Origin of the sequence: Achromobacter pulmonis, from assembly GCF_902859765.1 — a bacterium.
In the GTDB taxonomy this organism is placed as follows: Bacteria; Pseudomonadota; Gammaproteobacteria; order Burkholderiales; family Burkholderiaceae_B; genus Achromobacter; species Achromobacter pulmonis.
Genome location: NZ_CADIJV010000011.1, coordinates 127768 through 145260 on the forward strand (window position 1 = coordinate 127768; position 17493 = coordinate 145260).

General features: G+C 63.5%; 16 protein-coding genes. 10 read left to right on the forward strand and 6 right to left on the reverse strand.

Going from position 1 to position 17493, the window contains the following annotated elements; all coding sequences use genetic code 11:
* The first annotated feature begins 305 nt into the window (after positions 1-305).
* Both HV701_RS12000 and HV701_RS12005 read left to right on the forward strand, forming a co-directional pair.
* Positions 306-1697 (forward strand): ClcB-like voltage-gated chloride channel protein, encoded by a 1392-nt coding sequence (locus tag HV701_RS12000; RefSeq protein ID WP_175133249.1) that lies wholly within the window; start codon positions 306-308, stop codon positions 1695-1697.
* A 284-nt stretch (positions 1698-1981) separates the two neighbouring features.
* Positions 1982-3277: a hypothetical protein gene (locus HV701_RS12005; protein WP_175133250.1), complete on the forward strand. Its 1296-nt coding sequence runs from the start codon at positions 1982-1984 to the stop codon at positions 3275-3277.
* Positions 3278-3437: 160 nt separating this feature from the next.
* Here the strand turns inward: HV701_RS12005 and mnmE are convergent, their stop codons facing one another.
* Complete coding sequence (gene mnmE / locus HV701_RS12010; RefSeq protein WP_175133251.1) at positions 3438-4790, reverse strand: tRNA uridine-5-carboxymethylaminomethyl(34) synthesis GTPase MnmE; 1353 nt, start codon at positions 4788-4790, stop codon at positions 3438-3440.
* A 115-nt stretch (positions 4791-4905) separates the two neighbouring features.
* Here mnmE and HV701_RS12015 point away from each other — a divergent pair, with 115 nt between their 5' ends.
* The 7 genes from HV701_RS12015 to HV701_RS12045 all read left to right on the forward strand — a co-directional run bounded on the left by HV701_RS12015 (position 4906) and on the right by HV701_RS12045 (position 12201).
* On the forward strand, positions 4906-6492 hold the full coding sequence (locus HV701_RS12015; RefSeq protein WP_175133268.1) for an ABC transporter substrate-binding protein: 1587 nt from the start codon (positions 4906-4908) through the stop codon (positions 6490-6492).
* 22 nt (positions 6493-6514) lie between these two features.
* Complete coding sequence (locus tag HV701_RS12020) at positions 6515-7489, forward strand: ABC transporter permease (protein WP_175133252.1); 975 nt, start codon at positions 6515-6517, stop codon at positions 7487-7489.
* A complete protein-coding gene (locus tag HV701_RS12025; protein WP_175133253.1) occupies positions 7486-8406 on the forward strand; it encodes an ABC transporter permease in 921 nt (306 codons plus the stop codon). The genes HV701_RS12020 and HV701_RS12025 overlap by 4 nt, the downstream gene beginning before the upstream one ends.
* A gap of 11 nt (positions 8407-8417) precedes the next feature.
* Complete coding sequence (locus HV701_RS12030) at positions 8418-9422, forward strand: ABC transporter ATP-binding protein (protein ID WP_175133254.1); 1005 nt, start codon at positions 8418-8420, stop codon at positions 9420-9422.
* The gene (locus HV701_RS12035; protein WP_175133255.1) at positions 9419-10435 is read left to right on the forward strand and encodes an ABC transporter ATP-binding protein; all 1017 of its coding nucleotides are present in this window, start codon (positions 9419-9421) and stop codon (positions 10433-10435) included. The genes HV701_RS12030 and HV701_RS12035 overlap by 4 nt, the downstream gene beginning before the upstream one ends.
* A 118-nt stretch (positions 10436-10553) precedes the next feature.
* Positions 10554-11756, forward strand: coding sequence for a M20 aminoacylase family protein (locus HV701_RS12040; protein ID WP_175133256.1), 1203 nt, complete (start codon positions 10554-10556; stop codon positions 11754-11756).
* Positions 11757-11985: 229 nt separating this feature from the next.
* Positions 11986-12201: a hypothetical protein gene (locus tag HV701_RS12045; RefSeq protein ID WP_175133162.1), complete on the forward strand. Its 216-nt coding sequence runs from the start codon at positions 11986-11988 to the stop codon at positions 12199-12201.
* Between the two features lie 216 nt (positions 12202-12417).
* On the opposite strand, the gene HV701_RS12050 is transcribed toward HV701_RS12045, so the two are convergent.
* From HV701_RS12050 to rpmH, 5 genes are all read right to left on the reverse strand, one after another.
* On the reverse strand, positions 12418-13863 hold the full coding sequence (locus tag HV701_RS12050; protein ID WP_175133257.1) for a catalase: 1446 nt from the start codon (positions 13861-13863) through the stop codon (positions 12418-12420).
* A gap of 274 nt (positions 13864-14137) precedes the next feature.
* Positions 14138-15826 carry a membrane protein insertase YidC gene (gene yidC, locus HV701_RS12055; protein WP_175133258.1) on the reverse strand — a complete coding sequence of 563 codons (1689 nt, stop codon included), beginning with the start codon at positions 15824-15826 and terminating at the stop codon, positions 14138-14140.
* 48 nt (positions 15827-15874) lie between these two features.
* Positions 15875-16198 carry a membrane protein insertion efficiency factor YidD gene (yidD, locus tag HV701_RS12060; RefSeq protein WP_420867814.1) on the reverse strand — a complete coding sequence of 108 codons (324 nt, stop codon included), beginning with the start codon at positions 16196-16198 and terminating at the stop codon, positions 15875-15877.
* Positions 16195-16566 (reverse strand): ribonuclease P protein component, encoded by a 372-nt coding sequence (locus HV701_RS12065; RefSeq protein ID WP_175133260.1) that lies wholly within the window; start codon positions 16564-16566, stop codon positions 16195-16197. Before HV701_RS12065 ends, yidD begins: the two co-directional genes overlap by 4 nt.
* Before the next feature lie 46 nt (positions 16567-16612).
* Entirely contained in the window at positions 16613-16747 is a 135-nt protein-coding gene (rpmH, locus tag HV701_RS12070) for a 50S ribosomal protein L34 (RefSeq protein WP_003816025.1), read from the reverse strand.
* A 412-nt stretch (positions 16748-17159) separates the two neighbouring features.
* On the opposite strand from rpmH, the gene HV701_RS12075 reads away from it, so the two are divergent.
* On the forward strand, positions 17160-17493 hold a 334-nt coding region (locus tag HV701_RS12075; protein ID WP_276529848.1), incomplete at its 3' end, for a DnaA N-terminal domain-containing protein.

Genomic DNA, 17493 nt, shown 5'->3' on the forward strand with positions numbered 1-17493 from the left:
GAGCCGAAGTTGGACAAGATTTCGGGGCCGGTCCAAAAGCCCCGCTTGTTCAACTTGCCTCCACACAATGTGCACAACCTGCCGCCTTAGGAGTTATCCACAGGCCCTTCTTGCCAAACCGGGATCGGCAGGGGCCCTTTTACCGCGAAAAAACGCGACTTGCCTACCCTTGTTTTTGCCCCTTTCCGAGGCCGTAGAGGGGTCTGGAGGCGCTGCGGGAATCGCGCATGCGGGGGGTGCCGTCCTCGTCCGGTTGACGTTCGGCTGAACAAAAAGTGAGCAGGTTTCCGCCGTAGAATCCGCCCATGGCACGACAACTCAGAATTAAGAAACCGGCCTGGGTGACCTGGCTGAGAGGCCGCTTGCTGGCCGACAATTTGCCCACAACGCTCTGCGTGGCCGCCCTGATGGGGCTGGCTGGCGCGCTGGCGACCGTGATTTTTCGGGAACTGCTGGGATGGAGCCAGATGCTGCTGGGCGGCGCCGATTCGCCCCATGGCATGGTGTCCCTGGCGCGCGGGCTGGCGCCCTGGGAGCGATTCCTGCTGCCGGGTGTCGGCGGAGCGATCGCCGGACTGCTCCTGCAGTTGGCCGCCAAGCGACTGCCGCCGCGCGGCGCTGCCGACTATATGGAAGCCATTGCCATCGGGCGCGGCGTGATCGGTTTCCGGCAGACGGTGGCGCGCAGCATTTCTTCTTTGTTTTCAATTAGTTCGGGCGCTTCGATCGGCCGCGAAGGGCCGATGGTGCAACTGGCGGCGATGTTCTCGTCGCTGTCCGGCCGTTACCTGGTGCTGCCGCCGCGGCATTTGCGATTGTTGGTGGCCTGCGGCGCAACCGCGGGGATCACCGCGGCCTACAACGCGCCGATCGCCGGCGCATTGTTCATCTCCGAGATTGTCTATGGCGCGATTTCCTCGGCCACATTGGTGCCCCTGGTGGTGTCGTCGGTGGTGGCCAATATCGTGACGCGCCAGATCCTGCACTACGACGCGGTCTTTCATATGCCGCCGTTCGATTTCGTTTCCGGCTGGGAAGTCGCCAATTACCTGGGACTGGGCCTGATCGCGGGCATGGTGGCGCCGCAATTCCTGCGGTTTCTCGACGCATGCAAGGCGTTGTTCCGCCGCTTTTCGCTGCCGTTGTGGACCAAGATGGCGATTGGCGGCCTCGTGGTTGGCGCCCTGTCGGTGTTCAAGCCCGAGGTCTGGGGCAATGGCTACAGCGTGGTCAACAGCATGCTGCATACGGAATGGGCCTGGCAGGCGGTGGCCGCGATTCTGCTGTTCAAGATCCTGGCCACCGGCGCCAGCGTGGGGTCGGGGGCAATCGGCGGGGTGTTCACGCCCACCTTGTTTGTGGGCGCGGCGGTCGGGGCCTTGTATGGTGCCGGCCTGCATGCGCTGTTCCCGGCCGCGGACCTGTCGGCGGTGTCGAGCTACGCGGTCGTGGGCATGGGGGCGCTGCTGGCGGCCACGACCCATGCGCCGTTGATGTCGATCCTGATGATCTTCGAGATGACGTTGAGCTACGAGGTGATGTTGCCGTTGATGCTGGCGTGCATAACGGGGTTCGTGATTGCGCAGCGCATTCGGCCGGATTCGGTGTATGCGAAATCACTGGCCAGCAATCGCATCGCGCGCGAGACGCTGAAGGCCGCGCCGGTGTTGCCATCGGATAGGCCTCGCGATGCCTGATAGACAGAATTCGCGAGAAAAGGCGTGAGCAGAATAGTGAGTGGAAGCTTGCATAAATTATGCAGAAGAAGTCTTCCTGCCGGCGCAAGAGAAATAGTAGGTACCGCGCGTGGACACAGGTTTGTGTCATATGAATAAAAGCCAATCTCATTTAAAAAAATGATATTCTTTTCCTCGTGAGGCCTGGGTTCAATCAACCTACGGAGCAAAAGAACTGTCACAGTGCATTTCAAATTAACAACATGAAAATCAGATGCGTATGCTATCTGTAGTTAGATTTGCACGTGTTAATTACGGAGATGCAGGGTTTGTTGAGGAAAATAAAGTCCAAGGTATTGCTGCCCTTGGTGATTGTTATGGCGGCGGGGGGCTACGCTTATAAGGCGGCTCCCATTGATGGCAAGACGGGGCTGGAGGCGGCACAGGCCTATTCTTCTACAGAGGATTACCTGCGTCGTTTCGATCCTAACCGCTACATGCGCGCTGGCACGGATTTCTTCAATCCCAGATACAGCCCGGCTCGCCTCAACAAACCGCTGGACCAAATCGACATAACGTACGATTATCCTTTTGAGTACCTTGAGAAGGTCGAGGCCAAGCTCAGTAATATCGATCGTCGCATCGCCCTGCAAGGAATCTTTCGAAAGATAACGTCTGAGTCCAAGAACAACCTCGAACGTCATTTGGCTGTCCTGGATTTTCTGTACAAGGCTGCATATCACAATGCTTATGTCCAGCCGATGTATGAAGATAAGCAAGCGGTGTACGATCCTATCGTACTCCTCAAACTGGGCGAAATGCGTTGTGGTGGTGTGGCCCGTGTCGCCGCTGATCTGTTCGAAGCCGCCGGCTATAAAACCCGTCTGGTGCAGGCACAGGCGCACATCACCACGGAGATCTTCTATGATGGAGGGTGGCACCTTTTCGAGGCGGATTTAGTTGGTGGCCCGCCTGTCCTGATCAACGGGCACATCCCTTCTGTAGCCGAACTTGCCGATAATCCGTTTCTTATAGACAGATCACCATCGCACTTTGCGGGATTGGTTTCGCCCGGGTCGGGAATGGGTGGAGACGAGTCGCCCGTCTATCCATCCTATTACTTCTTCTCCAAGCAAGCGCTGGAGGGTCTGGATGCAGCTTACTACTACAAAACTGCTACACCCGAAGAAGCTGCGCAATCCAAGTGGTATGGGTGGAACTACTACAAGACCACCACTAATCGATGGAAGCTCAGCGATTTTGGACCAAAGTACGAACCCGCTCCACCCAACTTCAAGAACGTGAGCGTGAAGGGAGGGAAGTTCGTCGTCGAGTGGCTCCCTGCGCTCGATTCGGACAATGATCTGCTGGGTTATCGCATATTTGTGGCGACCAAAAGCAGGGGCTGGAATTACCAGGACATCAATGCCTCCGCCAGCGTCAAGAAGTACTTTGTGGGCGGCTGGAAGCCAGAAATGTATGACCATCTTTTTAAGACGCCCCCCCCGCAACATTGCATTCTTCGAAACGAAATCTACTCGTGTAGAACTGCCTGTGCCGGAGACTGGGGAGCCCATATACGTGACGGTCATGCCGTTTGACCAACATGGTGAAACAGTCGGCAGACGCCTTTACAACATGTCCGCTGAGTTGAAGTTATCTGTCCCCTCGAGCTGATGGTGCGCTCCCGATGACCTGACCATTGGCACAGAGCGCGAATGCGTCCTGCCATTCTGTAAAAGGGCCGATCAGCGCATTGGCCTATTTCCCGATGCAAAAACTGGAAAAGATCTCCCCCAGCAAATCGTCGCTGGTGAATTTTCCGGTGATGCTCGACAGGCTGTCATGCGCCAGCCGCAATTCCTCGGCGAACAGGTCGAGCACGCGGTCGTCCTGCTCGGCGTGTCCGGCCGCCAGCGCCAAGTGTTCGGCGGCATCCTGCAGCGCATGCAGGTGGCGCTCGCGCGCCAGCCAGGGCGATTCGGCGCCCGGGTTCCAGCCGGCGATCCGCAGCAGTTCGGCGCGCAGCGCGTCCAGGCCGGCGCCGCGCTTGGCGGAGATGCCGAGTTCGCCGGGGCCGGCGGCAAAGGCTGTGGACAACAGGTCCACCTTGTTGAAGACCTTCAATACCGGCGTACGCGGCGGCAGCCGCGCGGTGATCTGCGCGTCCAGCTCGTGGCCCGGCTGGGTGGCGTCCTGCAGGTGCAAGATGACGTCGGCGCGTTCGATCTCCTGCCAGCTGCGGGCAATGCCGATGCTCTCGACGGTGTCTTCGGTTTCGCGCAGACCGGCGGTGTCGACGATATGCAGCGGCACGCCATCGATATGGATCTGCTGCACCACTTTGTCGCGCGTGGTGCCGGCAATCGGCGTGACGATGGCAACGTCGTCGCCCGCCAGGGCGTTCAGCAGGCTCGACTTGCCGACGTTGGGCTGCCCGGCCAGCACCACGTGCAGGCCTTCGCGCAGGATTACGCCCTGGCGGGCCTGGGCGATGAGATGATCCAGGTCCCCGGCCAGCTTTTCCAGCGTGGGGCGCGCCTGGTACTTCTCGAGGAAGTCGATTTCCTCTTCGGGGAAATCGAGCGTGGCCTCGACCAGCATGCGCAAATGGACGATGCGGTCGGACAGATCGTTGACGCGATTGGAGAAGTCGCCCGATAGCGACGCCATGGCGCCGCGCGCGGCGGCCACCGAGGACGCTTCGATCAGGTCGGCGACGGCCTCGGCTTGCGCCAGATCCATGCGGTCATTGAGAAATGCGCGGCGGGTGAATTCACCCGGTTCGGCCAGGCGCAGGCCGAGGTCGCGGCCCGCCGCCAAGCAGCTGTCGAGCACGCGGCGCAGCACCGCGGGACCGCCGTGGCCCTGCAGTTCTAGCACGTCTTCGCCGGTGTAGGAATGCGGTCCCTTGAAGTACAGCGCGAGGCCCTCGTCGAGCCGTTCGCCATCGACCGCCTTGAACGGCAGGTAGTGCGCATGACGCGGCGTGAGTTCGCGCTGGAAGAGGCGACGCACCAGTTCGGACAGGTCTGCACCAGAAATGCGCACGACGCCAATGCCCCCTCTTCCGGGGGCGGTGGCAATGGCGGCGATGGGGGCGTGGGCGGACATATCAAGGACAACGCGAGGCTAGGACAATAGGGGAATATAACTGTTGCGCAGGGCCTTGTTTGCTGGTTAAGGTGCGCCAGAGGTTTAGAACCCGAAACATCCCTGGGAGATCATGATGGCATCTCGGTTTTCGCGTGTGTTGGCCTGTGGCTCGGTGGCCGTCCTGCTGGCCTTTGGCACCCTTAATTCGGCGCTGGCGCGCGATCTGGTGATCGGGCTCAAGACCGAGCCGTCGTCGATGGATCCGCAGTACCACGCGCTGACCCCGAATACGCAGATCTCCCAGACCATCTTCGACCCATTGGTGGCCACTGACGCCCAGCTCAAGCCGGTGCCGGCGCTGGCCGAATCCTGGACCGTCGATGGCAAGGTATGGACCTTCAAGCTGCGGCCCGGCGTCAAATTCTCCGATGGCTCGCCATTCACCGCGGAAGACGTGGTCTTTACCTATGATCGCGTGCCGAAGGTGCCGAACAGCCCGTCGCCTTTCACGCTCTACCTGGGCGCGGTGGCCAAGACTGAAGCGGTGGATCCGCTGACGCTGCGCATCACCACCAAGGAGGTGGCGCCCAACCTGTTGGTGAATCTGGCGCAATTGCCGATCATGTCGAAGAAGGCCGCGTCCGGCCCCGCGCCCGAGGGCAAGACCACCACCGAACTGAACAGCGGCGACGGCCTGGTCGGAACCGGCCCGTACAAGTTCGTGTCATGGAAGCGCGGCGCCGAATTCGTGCTGGCGCGCAATGACAACTACTGGGGCAAGAAGCCCACCTGGGACAAGGTCATCTACCGCCCGATCAGCAATGCCGCGGCGCGCGTGGCGGCCCTGCTGGCCGGTGACGTCGACATGATCGAGGATCCTCCGACCGACGATCTGCCCAAGCTCAAGGGCGACAAGAAGCTGTTCGTCGAGGAGACGCCTTCGGTGCGCGTGATATATGTGGCGCTGGACCAGTATGCCGAACCGTCGCCCGGGATCCAGGGTACCGACAAGAACCCGTTGAAGGACAAGCGCGTGCGCGAGGCGCTGTCGCTGGCGATCAACCGCGACGCGTTGGTCCAGCGGGTGATGGGCGGCGTGGCCCTGCCCGCTGGCAACCTGCTGCCTTACCCCATGTTCGGATCGAGCAAGGAACATTCCAAGGCGCCCAAGGCCGATGTGGAAAAGGCCAAGGCCTTGCTGAAGGAAGCCGGTTATCCCAACGGTTTCTCGATCACGCTGGGGTCGCCGTCGGGCCGCTACGTCAATGATTCCAAGGTGGCGCAGGCCATCGCCTCGATGTGGACGCGCGTCGGCGTGAAAACCAGCGTCGATGCCCTGTCGCCGCCGGTGTTCTTCAAGAGCCGCGACAGCTATGCGTTCTCGGCCTACCTGGCGGGATGGTCGGTGACCAGCGGCGAAATGTCGAACGCCCTGACCTCGCTGTTGGTGACGCGCAATCCCGAAGCCGGCCTGGGCACCACCAATCGCAGCCGCTATTCCAACCCGAAGATGGATGAGCTGGTCAAGCAGGCTTCCTCCACCATGGATGACACCAAGCGCGCCGAGTTGCTGTCCAAGGCCAGCAATATGGCCATGGACGACTATGCGATGCTGCCGGTGCACTTCGAGCTGTCGGTATGGGCGATGAAGAACGACATCCGCTACCAGGGCCGTCCCGACCAGGTCACGCTGGCGCAGTTTGCAACGCTGAAGAAGTAATGCGCGCAGCGGGCGGTATGACGTGCTAGCGACAATCGTACGAAGGCTGCTGCAAACCATCGTCGTCATGCTGGTGATGTCGGCGTTGGTGTTCGCCGGCATCTACATGGTCGGCGATCCGGTGTCGATGCTGGCCAGTCCGGAAGCCACCGAGGCCCAGCGCGCGGCCATCCGCGCTTCGCTCGGCCTGGACCTGCCGCTGTGGCGGCAGTACCTGATCTTCATGGGCCAGGCGGTGCGCGGCGATTTCGGCAACAGCTTCCTGACCGGCGAACCGGCCATGCGCCTGATCCTCGAGCGCATGCCGGCCACCGTCGAGCTGGCCAGCGTCGCCATGCTGTTGTCGGTGTTGATCGGCGTGCCGCTGGGCATCCTGGCCGGGCTCAAGCCCAAGGCGGTCGGCTCGCGCGCCATCATGACCGGCTCGGTGCTGGGGTTCTCGCTGCCCAACTTCTGGGTCGGCCTGATGCTCATCATGGTGTTCGCCGTGATGCTGGGCTGGGTGCCGGCCGGCGGCCGTGGCGACACCGTCAGCATCGGCTCGCTGCAGTTGAGCGTGCTGACCCTGGATGGCTGGCTGAGCCTGGCCCTGCCGGCCACCACCATCGCCTTCGCCAAGTGCGCCATGATCATCCGCGTGACGCGCGCCGCCACGCGCGAAGCCCTGCCGATGGACTACATCAAGTTCGCGCGCGCCAAGGGGCTGTCGGAGAAACGCGTGCTGGGCGTGCACCTGCTCAAGAACATCCTGATTCCCGTGGTGACGGTCGCGGGCCTGGAGTTCGGCCAGGTCATGGCCTTCGCGGTGGTGACCGAGACGGTGTTCTCGTGGCCCGGCATGGGCAAGCTGCTGATCGACTCCATCATCAACCTGGACCGGCCGGTGGTGGTGGCGTACCTGCTGCTGATCGTGTTCTTCCTTGTGATGCTGAACCTCGTGGTGGACATCATCTATACGGTGCTGGATCCCCGCGTACGCCTGGATAGCCGCCGATGACCGCCCCTGCGACCGCCACCGTGCCGACCGCTGCCGCCAAGGAACAGACGCCCTGGCGCCGCTTCCTGGGCGATTTCTTCGCCAGCAAGCTGGCCACGCTGGGCCTAGTGATGCTGGTGCTGATCGTCGGCGCCGCGCTGCTGGCGCCATGGATCGCGCCGCAGAACCCGTACGACCTGGCCACGCTGGACATCATGGATTCCAAGCTCAAGCCCGGCAGCGAAAGCGGCGACGGCGCCCTGCACTACTGGCTGGGCACCGACGGGCAGGCGCGCGACCTGTTGTCGGCGATTCTCTACGGTATGCGCACCAGCCTGCTGGTGGCCACCGTGTCAGTGCTGGCGGCTTTCGGCATTGGCGCCACGGTCGGATTGATCGCGGCATATTTCGGTGGGCGCATCGATGCCCTGCTGATGCGGGTTGTGGATATCCAGTTGTCGTTCCCGGCGATCCTGGTGGCGCTGATGCTGCTGGCCATATTGGGCAAGGGTGTGGACAAGGTGATCATCGCGCTGATCGTGGTGCAGTGGGCCTACTTCGCCCGCGCGGCGCGCGGCGCCGCGCTGGTCGAACGTGGCAAGGAATACGTCGAGGCGGCGCGCTGCATGTCCCTGTCCTGGGGGCGGGTGCTGTTCCGCCACGTGCTGCCCAATTGCATGCCGCCGCTGATCGTGATCGCCACCATCGACCTGGCGCATGCCATCGCGCTGGAAGCCACGTTGTCGTTCCTGGGCGTGGGCGTGCCGGTGACCGAGCCGTCGCTTGGCATGCTGATCTACAACGGCTTCGAGTACCTGCTGTCGGGGCAGTACTGGATTTCGTTCTTCCCTGGCATCGCGCTGGCGCTGGCGATCATCGCCATCAACCTGGTGGGCGACCATCTGCGCGATGTGCTCAACCCGCGCCACGCGAACTGAGGGCGGACGCGATGCAGACACAAGCTGTGGAAAAGTCGCCCGCCCCCGCCGTGCTCGATGTGCGGGGGTTGAAGACGCATTTCTTCACGCGCAACGGCGTGGTCAAGGCGGTCGACGGCGTCGACCTGACGCTGGCCGAGGGCGAGATCCTGGGACTGGTGGGTGAATCCGGCTCGGGCAAGAGCATCACTGGTTTCTCGTTGATGGGCCTGCTGGATGAACCCGGCCGCATTGTCGAAGGCGAGTTGCGCCTGAACGGCGAGGACCTGCGCGGCGCATCGCCGGCGCGCTGGCGGCAGTTGCGCGGCCAGGAGATCGCCATGATCTTCCAGGATCCGATGATGACGTTGAATCCGGTGCTGCGCGTCGATACGCAGATGATCGAGGCGGTGCGGGCGCATCATCGGGTATCGCGCGAACAGGCGCGTGACCGCGCGCTGCAGACGCTGACGATGGTTGGCATCCCGTCGCCGCAGGAACGCCTGCGCGCGTATCCGCACCAGTTGTCGGGTGGCATGCGGCAGCGCGTGGCGATTGCGATCGCGTTGCTGAATTCGCCGCGCGTCATCATTGCCGATGAACCCACCACGGCGCTGGACGTAACCATCCAAGGCCAGATCCTGTTCGAAGTACAGAAGCTGTGCCGAGAGACCGGCACCGGCCTGGTGTGGATCACACACGACCTGGCGGTGGTGGCGGGCCTGGCCGACCGCGTGTCGGTGATGTACGCCGGCCGCGTGGTCGAAACCGGCAGCACGTACGATGTCATCAGCCATCCGATGCATCCCTACACGCACGGCCTGATCGCCTCGATTCCTACGCCGCAGTCGCGCGGCCGGCCGCTGGTGCCGATTCCCGGCATGACACCGTCCTTGCTCAATCTGCCGCAGGGCTGTGCGTTTCGCGGACGCTGTCCGCGTGCCAGCGATGCCTGTCTGGCCGAACCGCAGCCGGTGCAAGTGCGCCCGGCGCAATGGGTGCGTTGCTGGCATGCCGGCGCCCCGGAGGCCCAATGAGTACAACGGATCACGCCACCGCCCCCATCCTGTCGCTGCGCGGCGTGGAGCTGCGCTTCACGCAACACGTTGACCTGGCCGGCCGCATTGCCAACCTGCTGGGCGCGGGTTTGAAGACGCAGGTGGTGCACGCCGTGGCCGGCGTGGACCTGGACGTGCAGCCGGGCGAGGTCATCGGTATTGTCGGGGAGTCGGGTTGCGGCAAGTCGACGCTGGGGCGGGTGGTGTCGGGGATTCTGCCGCCCAGCGCCGGCGAGGTGCGCTACCAGGGCCATGCGGTCCACGGCATGGCGCCGCCGCAGCGGCGCGCCTACGAGCTGGGCGTGCAGATGATCTTCCAGGATCCGTATGCATCGCTCAATCCGCGCATGCGGGTGCGCGAGATCATTGGCGAGGCGCCGGTGGCGCATGGCCTGATCCGCGCGCGCGACAAGGGCGAATACGTGGCCGGCCTGATGCGCCAGGTGGGACTCGATCCGACTTTCGCGCAGCGCTATCCGCACCAGTTCTCGGGCGGCCAGCGCCAGCGCATCGGCATCGCGCGGGCCCTGGCGCTCAAGCCCTCGGTGATCGTATGCGATGAGGCCGTGGCGGCGCTGGACGTGTCGATCCAGGCGCAGGTGCTGAATCTGTTTGAAAAGTTGCGCGATGAACTGGACCTGACGTATCTGTTCATCAGCCACAACCTGAGTGTGGTCAGTCATATCTCGGATCGCGTCGCCATCATGTACCTTGGCCGCGTGGTCGAGCTGGCGCCGACCGATATCGTGTTCCAGCGCGCCAACCATCCGTACACGCAGGCGCTGCTCAAGGAATTGCCGACACTGACGCCGGGGCGCCGCAACTACCAGCCGATCAAGGGCGAGTTGCCGTCGCCGCTGGATCCGCCGGGCGGCTGTGCGTTCCATCCGCGTTGTCCACAGGCCATGCCGCGTTGCAAGACCGAACGGCCGCTGCTGCGCGAGGTGGCGCCACTGCAGTTCAGCGCCTGCCACCTGAACGACGCGGGCTGACGCCAATCGGTAACAGCGCTGGACGCGGCCGGCGACGGGCGCGAGAATTTCCCGATACCCTGTCATACGACATCCGTTCTCTCGTTTCCGCCTCTATTCTTTCAGCTTATCCACCGCCATGAAAACCCTAGCCGAAATCGAACGCGCCCACGGTGAACTGACCGAGCTGCGCCGTGACATCCACGCCCATCCCGAACTGGCCTTCCAGGAAACGCGCACGTCCAACCTGGTGGCCGACCGCCTGCGCCAATGGGGACTGGAAGTCCATACCGGGCTGGGGAAAACCGGCGTGGTGGGCGTGCTGCGCGCCGGCAGCGGCGGCAAGACCATCGGCCTGCGCGCCGATATGGACGCGCTGCCCATGCCCGAGCACAATCGCTTCGCCCACAAGTCCACCATCAGCGGCCGCATGCATGGTTGCGGCCATGATGGCCACACCGCGATGCTGCTGGGCGCGGCGCAGTACCTGTCGACCCATCGCGATTTCGATGGCACCGTGGTGTTCATCTTCCAGCCGGCCGAGGAAGGCGGCAACGCCGGCGCGCGCGCGATGATGCAGGACGGCCTGTTCGACAGGTTTCCCTGTGACGCGGTGTTCGGCATCCACAATATGCCCGGCATGCCGGTCAATCAGTTCGGCTTTCGCGCGGGGCCGACCATGGCGTCGAGCAATCGCTGGGACATCGTCATCAAGGGGGTAGGCGGCCATGCCGCGCAGCCGCACGCGTCGGTCGACCCGATCATCGTCGCCGCCGACATGGTGCATGCGCTGCAGACGGTGATTTCGCGCAGCAAGAATCCGCTGGAGCAGGCGGTGCTGTCGATCACGCAGATCCACGCCGGCGATGCCTACAACGTGATTCCTGGCGAAGCGGTGCTGCGCGGCACGGTGCGCACCTATTCGGTCGAGGTGCTCGACAAGATCGAGCAAGACATGCGCCGCATCGCCACCACCCTGCCGCAGGTGTACGGGGGCACCGGCACGCTGGACTTCGTGCGCGCCTATCCGCCGCTGGTGAACTGGGAAAAGGAAACCGCGTTTGCCGCGCAGGTGGCCGAGGACACCTTCGGCGCCGAGAACGTGGTGCGCGACATGCCGCCCTTCATGGGAGCCGAGGACTTCTCGTTCTTCCTGGAGGCGCTTCCGGGCGCCTACCTGTTCCTGGGCAACGGCGATGGCGACCACCGCATGGAGACTTATCACGGCATGGGGCCGTGCCAGTTGCACAACCCGAACTACGACTTCAACGATGCGCTGCTGCCGGTGGGCGCGACCTATTGGGTCAAGCTGGTTCAGGCCTATCTGCCAGTGCAGAAATAACGCCGTTCCAAGGTGTTCCGGGCATTCCGGCCTCCTGTCCGGCAGGAATGCCCCAGCAAGCCGCCCGCCTGCGCCCGGGCGGCTTTTCTATATGACGCCAGGCTTTGTCCAAACACCCAGAACTTCGTTTGATATAGGTTGCGCGCTTTTCATAATGGGTCCTTCCTGATGCATCCGACCGGGCCGCGGCGCCGGGCCGGCTGGTCGCGATCTATCCCCAAGGAATGCCATGCAACTGTCCTCCGACCTGCGCGAACGACTGATTCGCACCGCCAGCGGTGCCGGCGTGGCATTGGCGCTGGCGCTCGTGGCCCTGGCGTCGCCCACGCCCGCCGTGGCCGGTGCTGTGCGATCCGGACCTGAATACGGGGAAAGCGGGTTTTCCACAACATGCCCGGGCGGTGCTATCCACAAGGCCAGTGGGATTCCTGTGGATTGCCTGTGAATAGCCTGTGGATGAATGGGGATAACTTTTTTCGGCCCAGTTGTGGAAAAGTCGCCTGCAGCGGCTTTCGGAGCAAAACGCTGGCGGAAAAAACCGGGACCGACGCAAAAAAGCCGTAAAAGCGGCAAAAAAACGCGCAGCCGGCAATAAAACGGGCGGCCCAGGGGCCGCCCATAGCGTGTTGCGCGGCGTATTGGCCGCGCCGGGACGCCGCTTCTACAGCTTCAGGCCCAGCGCCTTGGCCACGCCCGCGGCATAGGCCGGATCGGCCTTGCGGAAGTGCTCCAGCTGGCGGCGCTGGATTTCCTCGGGCACGCCGGCCATATGGCGGCCGATGTTGCCGAACAACTGCTCCTGTTGCGCTGGCGTCATCAGGCGGAACAAGGCGCCCGGCTGCGAGTAGTAGTCATCGTCCACGCGGTGGTTCCAGCGCGCGGCGGCCTGGCCGTCCAGCGGCAGCGGCGGTTCGCCAGCCGACGGGGTTTCCTGCCACTGGCCGGCGCTGTTGGGCTCGTAGTTGAGCGTGCCGCCGGCATTGCCGTCCACGCGCGCCGCGCCGTCGCGGTGGTAGCTGTGGAACGGGCAGCGCGGCGCGTTCACCGGGATCTGGTGGTGGTTGATGCCCAGGCGGTAGCGGTGCGTATCGCCATAAGAGAACAGCCGGCCCTGCAGCATCTTGTCCGGCGAAAAGTCGATGCCGGGCACCACGTTGGCGGGCGTGAAGGCGGCCTGCTCGACCTCGGCGAAGTAGTTCTCGGGATTCTTGTTCAGTTCCAGCACGCCCACTTCGATCAGCGGGTAATCGCCGTGCGGCCAGACCTTGGTCAGGTCGAACGGGTTGATGTGATAGGTCTCGGCGTCGGCCGCGGGCATGATCTGCACCTTCAGCGTCCACTTCGGGAAGTTGCCTTGCTCGATGTTGTCGAACAGGTCGCGCTGCGAGCTTTCGCGGTCATGGGCCACCACTTGCGCCGCTTCCTCGTCAGTCAGACAGGCGATGCCCTGCTGCGACTTGAAGTGGAACTTCACATAGAAGCGTTCACCCTTGGCGTTGACGAAGCTGAAGGTATGCGAGCCGAAGCCATGCTGCTGGCGCAGGTTGGCCGGGATGCCGCGATCGCTCATCAGGATGGTGACCTGGTGCAGCGATTCGGGGCTGAGTGACCAGAAATCCCAGGCCGCGGTGGCGCTGCGCAGGTTGGTCTTGGGATCGCGTTTCTGCGTGTGGATGAAGTCGGGGAATTTGAGCGGGTCGCGGATGAAGAACACCGGGGTGTTGTTGCCCACCAGGTCCCAGTTGCCTTCGTCGGTGTAGAACTTGATGGCGAAGCCGCGCACGTCGCGCTCGGCGTCGGCCGCGCCGCGTTCGCCGGCCACGGTCGAGAAGCGCAGGAACAACGGGGTCTGTTTACCGACCTTGGAGAAGATGCTGGCGCGGGTGTACTGCGTGATGTCGTGGGTGACGGTGAAGGTGCCATAGGCGCCCGAACCCTTGGCATGCACCACGCGTTCGGGAATGCGTTCACGGTCGAAATGGGCCAGCTTTTCTATCAGCCAGAAGTCCTGCAACAGCGCCGGGCCGCGCGGGCCGGCGGTCAGGGTGTTGTTGTTGTCGGCCACCGGGGCGCCCGAGGCGGTGGTCAGATGCTTCTTGTCGGTCATGGCACACACTCCCTACGTAATTCCTGGAATGCGCGGCGCCTCAGGGGCCGCGCAACGTGATCGGATACCGCTCCGTATCATTGCCGGCCGGAGGGATATCTCCGACACATCATAGGGGTCATCGTTTGCAGTGTGAAGTTGATTGATTGACCAAATTCAATTGAAAATAACTATGACGAACGCGACTTGACCCGCATCGCCGACAAATCGCGCTGAAACACGGACAAAAAAAACCGGCCCCTGAGGGCCGGCTTTTCATTGCGCGAGCAGAAGGTCAGCGATTGGCCGCGGCTTCCGTCTTGCGCTGCATGGCGCGGGTGATGGACCATTGCTGGGCGATCGACAGCGTGTTGTTGACGCACCAGTAGAGCACCAGGCCGGCCGGGAAGAAGAACATCATCCCGCCGAACACCAGCGGCATGATCATCATGACCTTGGCCTGGACGGGGTCCGGGGGCGTCGGGTTCAGCTTGATCTGCAGGAACATGGTGGCCATCATGATGGCGGGCAGAATGAAGTACGGGTCGCGGATCGACAGGTCGTGCACCCACAGGATCCACGGCGCGCCGCGCATTTCCACGCTGGCCAGCAGCACCCAGTACAGCGAGATGAACACCGGGATCTGCACCACCATCGGCAGGCAGCCGCCCAGCGGGTTGATCTTCTCGGTGCGGTACATCTCCATCATGGCCGCGTTGAGCTTCTGTTTGTCGTCGCCGTACTTTTCCTTCAGGGCCTGCAGGCGCGGGGCGACCTGCTTCATGCGGGCCATGGAGCGGTAGCTGGCGGCGGCCAGGGGGTAGAACAGCGCCTTGATGAGCACGGTCAGGGCGACGATGGTCCAACCCCAGTTGCCCAGGATCGAATGCAGCCAGGTCATCAGCTTGAACAGCGGCTTGGCGATGATGGTCAGCCAGCCGTAGTCCACCACCAGTTCCAGGCCGGGGGCGAGCGCCGCCATGGCCTTCTGGTCCTGCGGACCGACCCACAGATGCGAATCGACGCGGGCGGAGGCGCCCGGGGCGATATCGCCCACGGCTTCGATGGTGCGGGCGGCGTACAGGTTCTTCTGCACTTCCAGCACTTCGTTGTTGCGCGGCTTGCCTTGCGGCGGCACCCAGGCGGTGGCGAAGTAGTGCTGCACCACGGCGATCCAGCCGTTATCGGCCTGCTTGATGTAGTTGGCCTTCTTCTTCTCGATGTCGGCGAAGGTCATCTTCTGGAACTTGTCCTGTTCCGAGTAGACGGCGATGCCGGTGAAGGTGTGATAGAAGCTGGAGGTGTCGGCCGGGTCGTTGCCGTCGCGCTCGAGCTGCAAGTACAGCGCGGGCGTCACGGGGGCGCTGCCGACGTTGGCCAGGTCGTGGCGCACGTCGATGTCGTAGCGGCCGCGATGCAGGGTGAAGGTCTTGGTGACCTTGACGCCGCCCGATTCCGCCTCGAAAGTCACCACCAGGCTGTCGCCGGTCATCTGGCGCTCGGTCGAGACCACGCGGAACGGCGTCTGGTGGGTCGGGAAGCTCTGGCCATTGGGAGCGCCGACCACGCCGGTCTGGGCCACGTAGTTCAGGCCGGCGGAGCGATCGAGCAGCACGGTGGGCTTGTCGGGATGGCCGGTGGCCGGGTACTTCAGCAGCTCGGCGCGCACCAGTTGGGCGCCCAGCGTGTCGAAGGTCAGGCGCAGCACGTCGGTGGTGACGACCACCTCTTCCGAGCGCGTCGGCGCCGGCGTGGCGGCTCCCGGCACCGTGGAAGGCGCGGCCGCGGCGCTGGCGGCCGGGGCGTTGGGCACCGAAGGCGACGCGTTGTTCGCGGCGGCCGGCGTGCCGTTGGCGTTCGTGCTGGCCGTGGGCGTGGGGCCCCCGAACAACGACGGTTTGCCGTTATGGATCTGCCAGTTGTTCCAAAGGAGCAACAGCGAGAAGGAGAAAATCATCCAGAGGACGGTTCGTCGGATATCCATGGTGCCTACTGAAGTGAATACGGGCCAGCAAAGCCCGCCAGTTTAGCGTCAATCATGCTCGGTGCGGTGGCCATGGGAACAGCAGGCACCGCCATTGGTTCCCTTGGCCGGGGGAACGGGGTCCCAGCCGCCGGGCGACCAGGGATGGCAACGGCCGATCCGGCGCAGCATCAGCCAGAAGCCGCGCCAGGGGCCGTGGCGATCAATGGCTTCGATCGCGTAAGCCGAGCAGGTCGGGGTGAAGCGGCACTGCCGGCCGATCCAGGGGCTCAGGAAAAACCTGTAGAACCGGATCGGGGCAATGAGGATGGCGGCCCCCACGGAACGCCCGCGTCGCGGGCGGTCTGCCTGCCGGGGGGCGGGCCCATTCATCGCGCTATCCGCTCGAAGTGAGCGTCCGCTTCGGCCCGGGCCGCCTGTTTCAGGGCGGTGAGCGTGGCGGGCGCCACTTTACTGTGCAGCCGCACGACGTAATCTTTTGCCGGCAGCCCCAGCCGCCGTTGGCGGAACGCTTCGCGGATGACCCGCTTGAGGGCGTTGCGCGTGGTGGCGTGGGCGGCAAAGCGCTTGGCGATCACCAGGCCCAGGCGGGCACAGGCGTCCTGGCCGGGGGGCAGATCGTTGGAAGCGGCGCTCACAACGAAAAACGCCCCTCGGGCAAGACGCCGGCCTTTGAGGGCGGCGGCGAACTCGGAGGGGCGATGCAGCCGCGCCTCCGGCGGAAGCGTGGCGCGCGGCATGGACTGCGGGTCAGGCGTGGGTCTGGCGTCTGCGCGAAGGCAAGACTTAGACGGCCAGACGCTTGCGGCCCTTGGCGCGGCGGGCGTTCAGGATGGCGCGGCCAGCGCGGGTCTTCATGCGCACGCGGAAACCATGGGTGCGCTTGCGGCGGGTAACGGAAGGTTGGTAGGTGCGTTTCATGGACGATCCACAAAAAGAACAAAAGTCAGAAGGGACCTGCCCGGAGGGTTCCTGGTCGCAAATCCGGTAGCGGGTATCTAGTAAGCGTTTCGCTGTGAATCGCACGTGACATGCGGATTCACTGGCAAAGACAGGCTTGTAGACGGGGCTCTGGTCCGGGTAATCCCCGGGCGACCTATTCAGCAAGGCACAGTGTCGGGGCGGGGTAAGTGTAACCATTACCCTGTTACCCGTGCGAATCTGGGCCTTCTGCGAAACCTTCTGACAGACAGAATTCGGAAAAGCCCACCATTTCAGCAAGTTTTCCCTGTCTTGTCAAACAGTTAAGCAGCGGCCCTGTGCAGGCTCATGCCCTACCCTGTGGATAACCCGCGCTCAGGCAAGGTAGAATCGAGGTTTGAATAAGAGCGACATGAAAGAATTCTGGCAGACCTGCGTCAGTCGTCTTGAGCAGGAACTCCCCCCCCAACAAATCAGCGCGTGGATACGACCGCTGGTCCCGCTTGCGTATGACGAAACGCAGGCGGTGCTGCGCGTTGCCGCCCCCAACCGGTTCAAGCTGGACTGGGTGCGCAAGAACTTCTCCCACCAGATCGAAGCGTTGGCCGCGGAGTGGTTCGAGCGTCCGGTACAGGTCCTGTTCGAATTGCCCACGCAGGGCGCCACGCCGCGCATGCCGGTGGCGCCGGTGCGCGCGCAGCCGCCCGTGCCGACCGCGCCTTCGGCCGCCGCGCCCATGGGCGGCG

Bases quoted from the DNA above. Each gene is read 5' to 3' on its own strand.
- HV701_RS12030 (WP_175133254.1), top strand. From the start codon at position 8,418: ATGCAGACACAAGCTGTGGAAAAGTCGCCCGCCCCCGCCGTGCTCGAT.
- HV701_RS12000 (WP_175133249.1), top strand. From the start codon at position 306: ATGGCACGACAACTCAGAATTAAGAAACCGGCCTGGGTGACCTGGCTG.
- HV701_RS12050 (WP_175133257.1), bottom strand. From the start codon at position 13,863: ATGACCGACAAGAAGCATCTGACCACCGCCTCGGGCGCCCCGGTGGCC.
- yidC (WP_175133258.1), bottom strand. From the start codon at position 15,826: ATGGATATCCGACGAACCGTCCTCTGGATGATTTTCTCCTTCTCGCTG.
- HV701_RS12025 (WP_175133253.1), top strand. From the start codon at position 7,486: ATGACCGCCCCTGCGACCGCCACCGTGCCGACCGCTGCCGCCAAGGAA.
- HV701_RS12065 (WP_175133260.1), bottom strand. From the start codon at position 16,566: ATGCCGCGCGCCACGCTTCCGCCGGAGGCGCGGCTGCATCGCCCCTCC.
- HV701_RS12040 (WP_175133256.1), top strand. From the start codon at position 10,554: ATGAAAACCCTAGCCGAAATCGAACGCGCCCACGGTGAACTGACCGAG.
- mnmE (WP_175133251.1), bottom strand. From the start codon at position 4,790: ATGTCCGCCCACGCCCCCATCGCCGCCATTGCCACCGCCCCCGGAAGA.
- rpmH (WP_003816025.1), bottom strand. From the start codon at position 16,747: ATGAAACGCACCTACCAACCTTCCGTTACCCGCCGCAAGCGCACCCAT.
- HV701_RS12015 (WP_175133268.1), top strand. From the start codon at position 4,906: ATGGCATCTCGGTTTTCGCGTGTGTTGGCCTGTGGCTCGGTGGCCGTC.
- HV701_RS12035 (WP_175133255.1), top strand. From the start codon at position 9,419: ATGAGTACAACGGATCACGCCACCGCCCCCATCCTGTCGCTGCGCGGC.
- yidD (WP_420867814.1), bottom strand. From the start codon at position 16,198: ATGAATGGGCCCGCCCCCCGGCAGGCAGACCGCCCGCGACGCGGGCGT.
- HV701_RS12045 (WP_175133162.1), top strand. From the start codon at position 11,986: ATGCAACTGTCCTCCGACCTGCGCGAACGACTGATTCGCACCGCCAGC.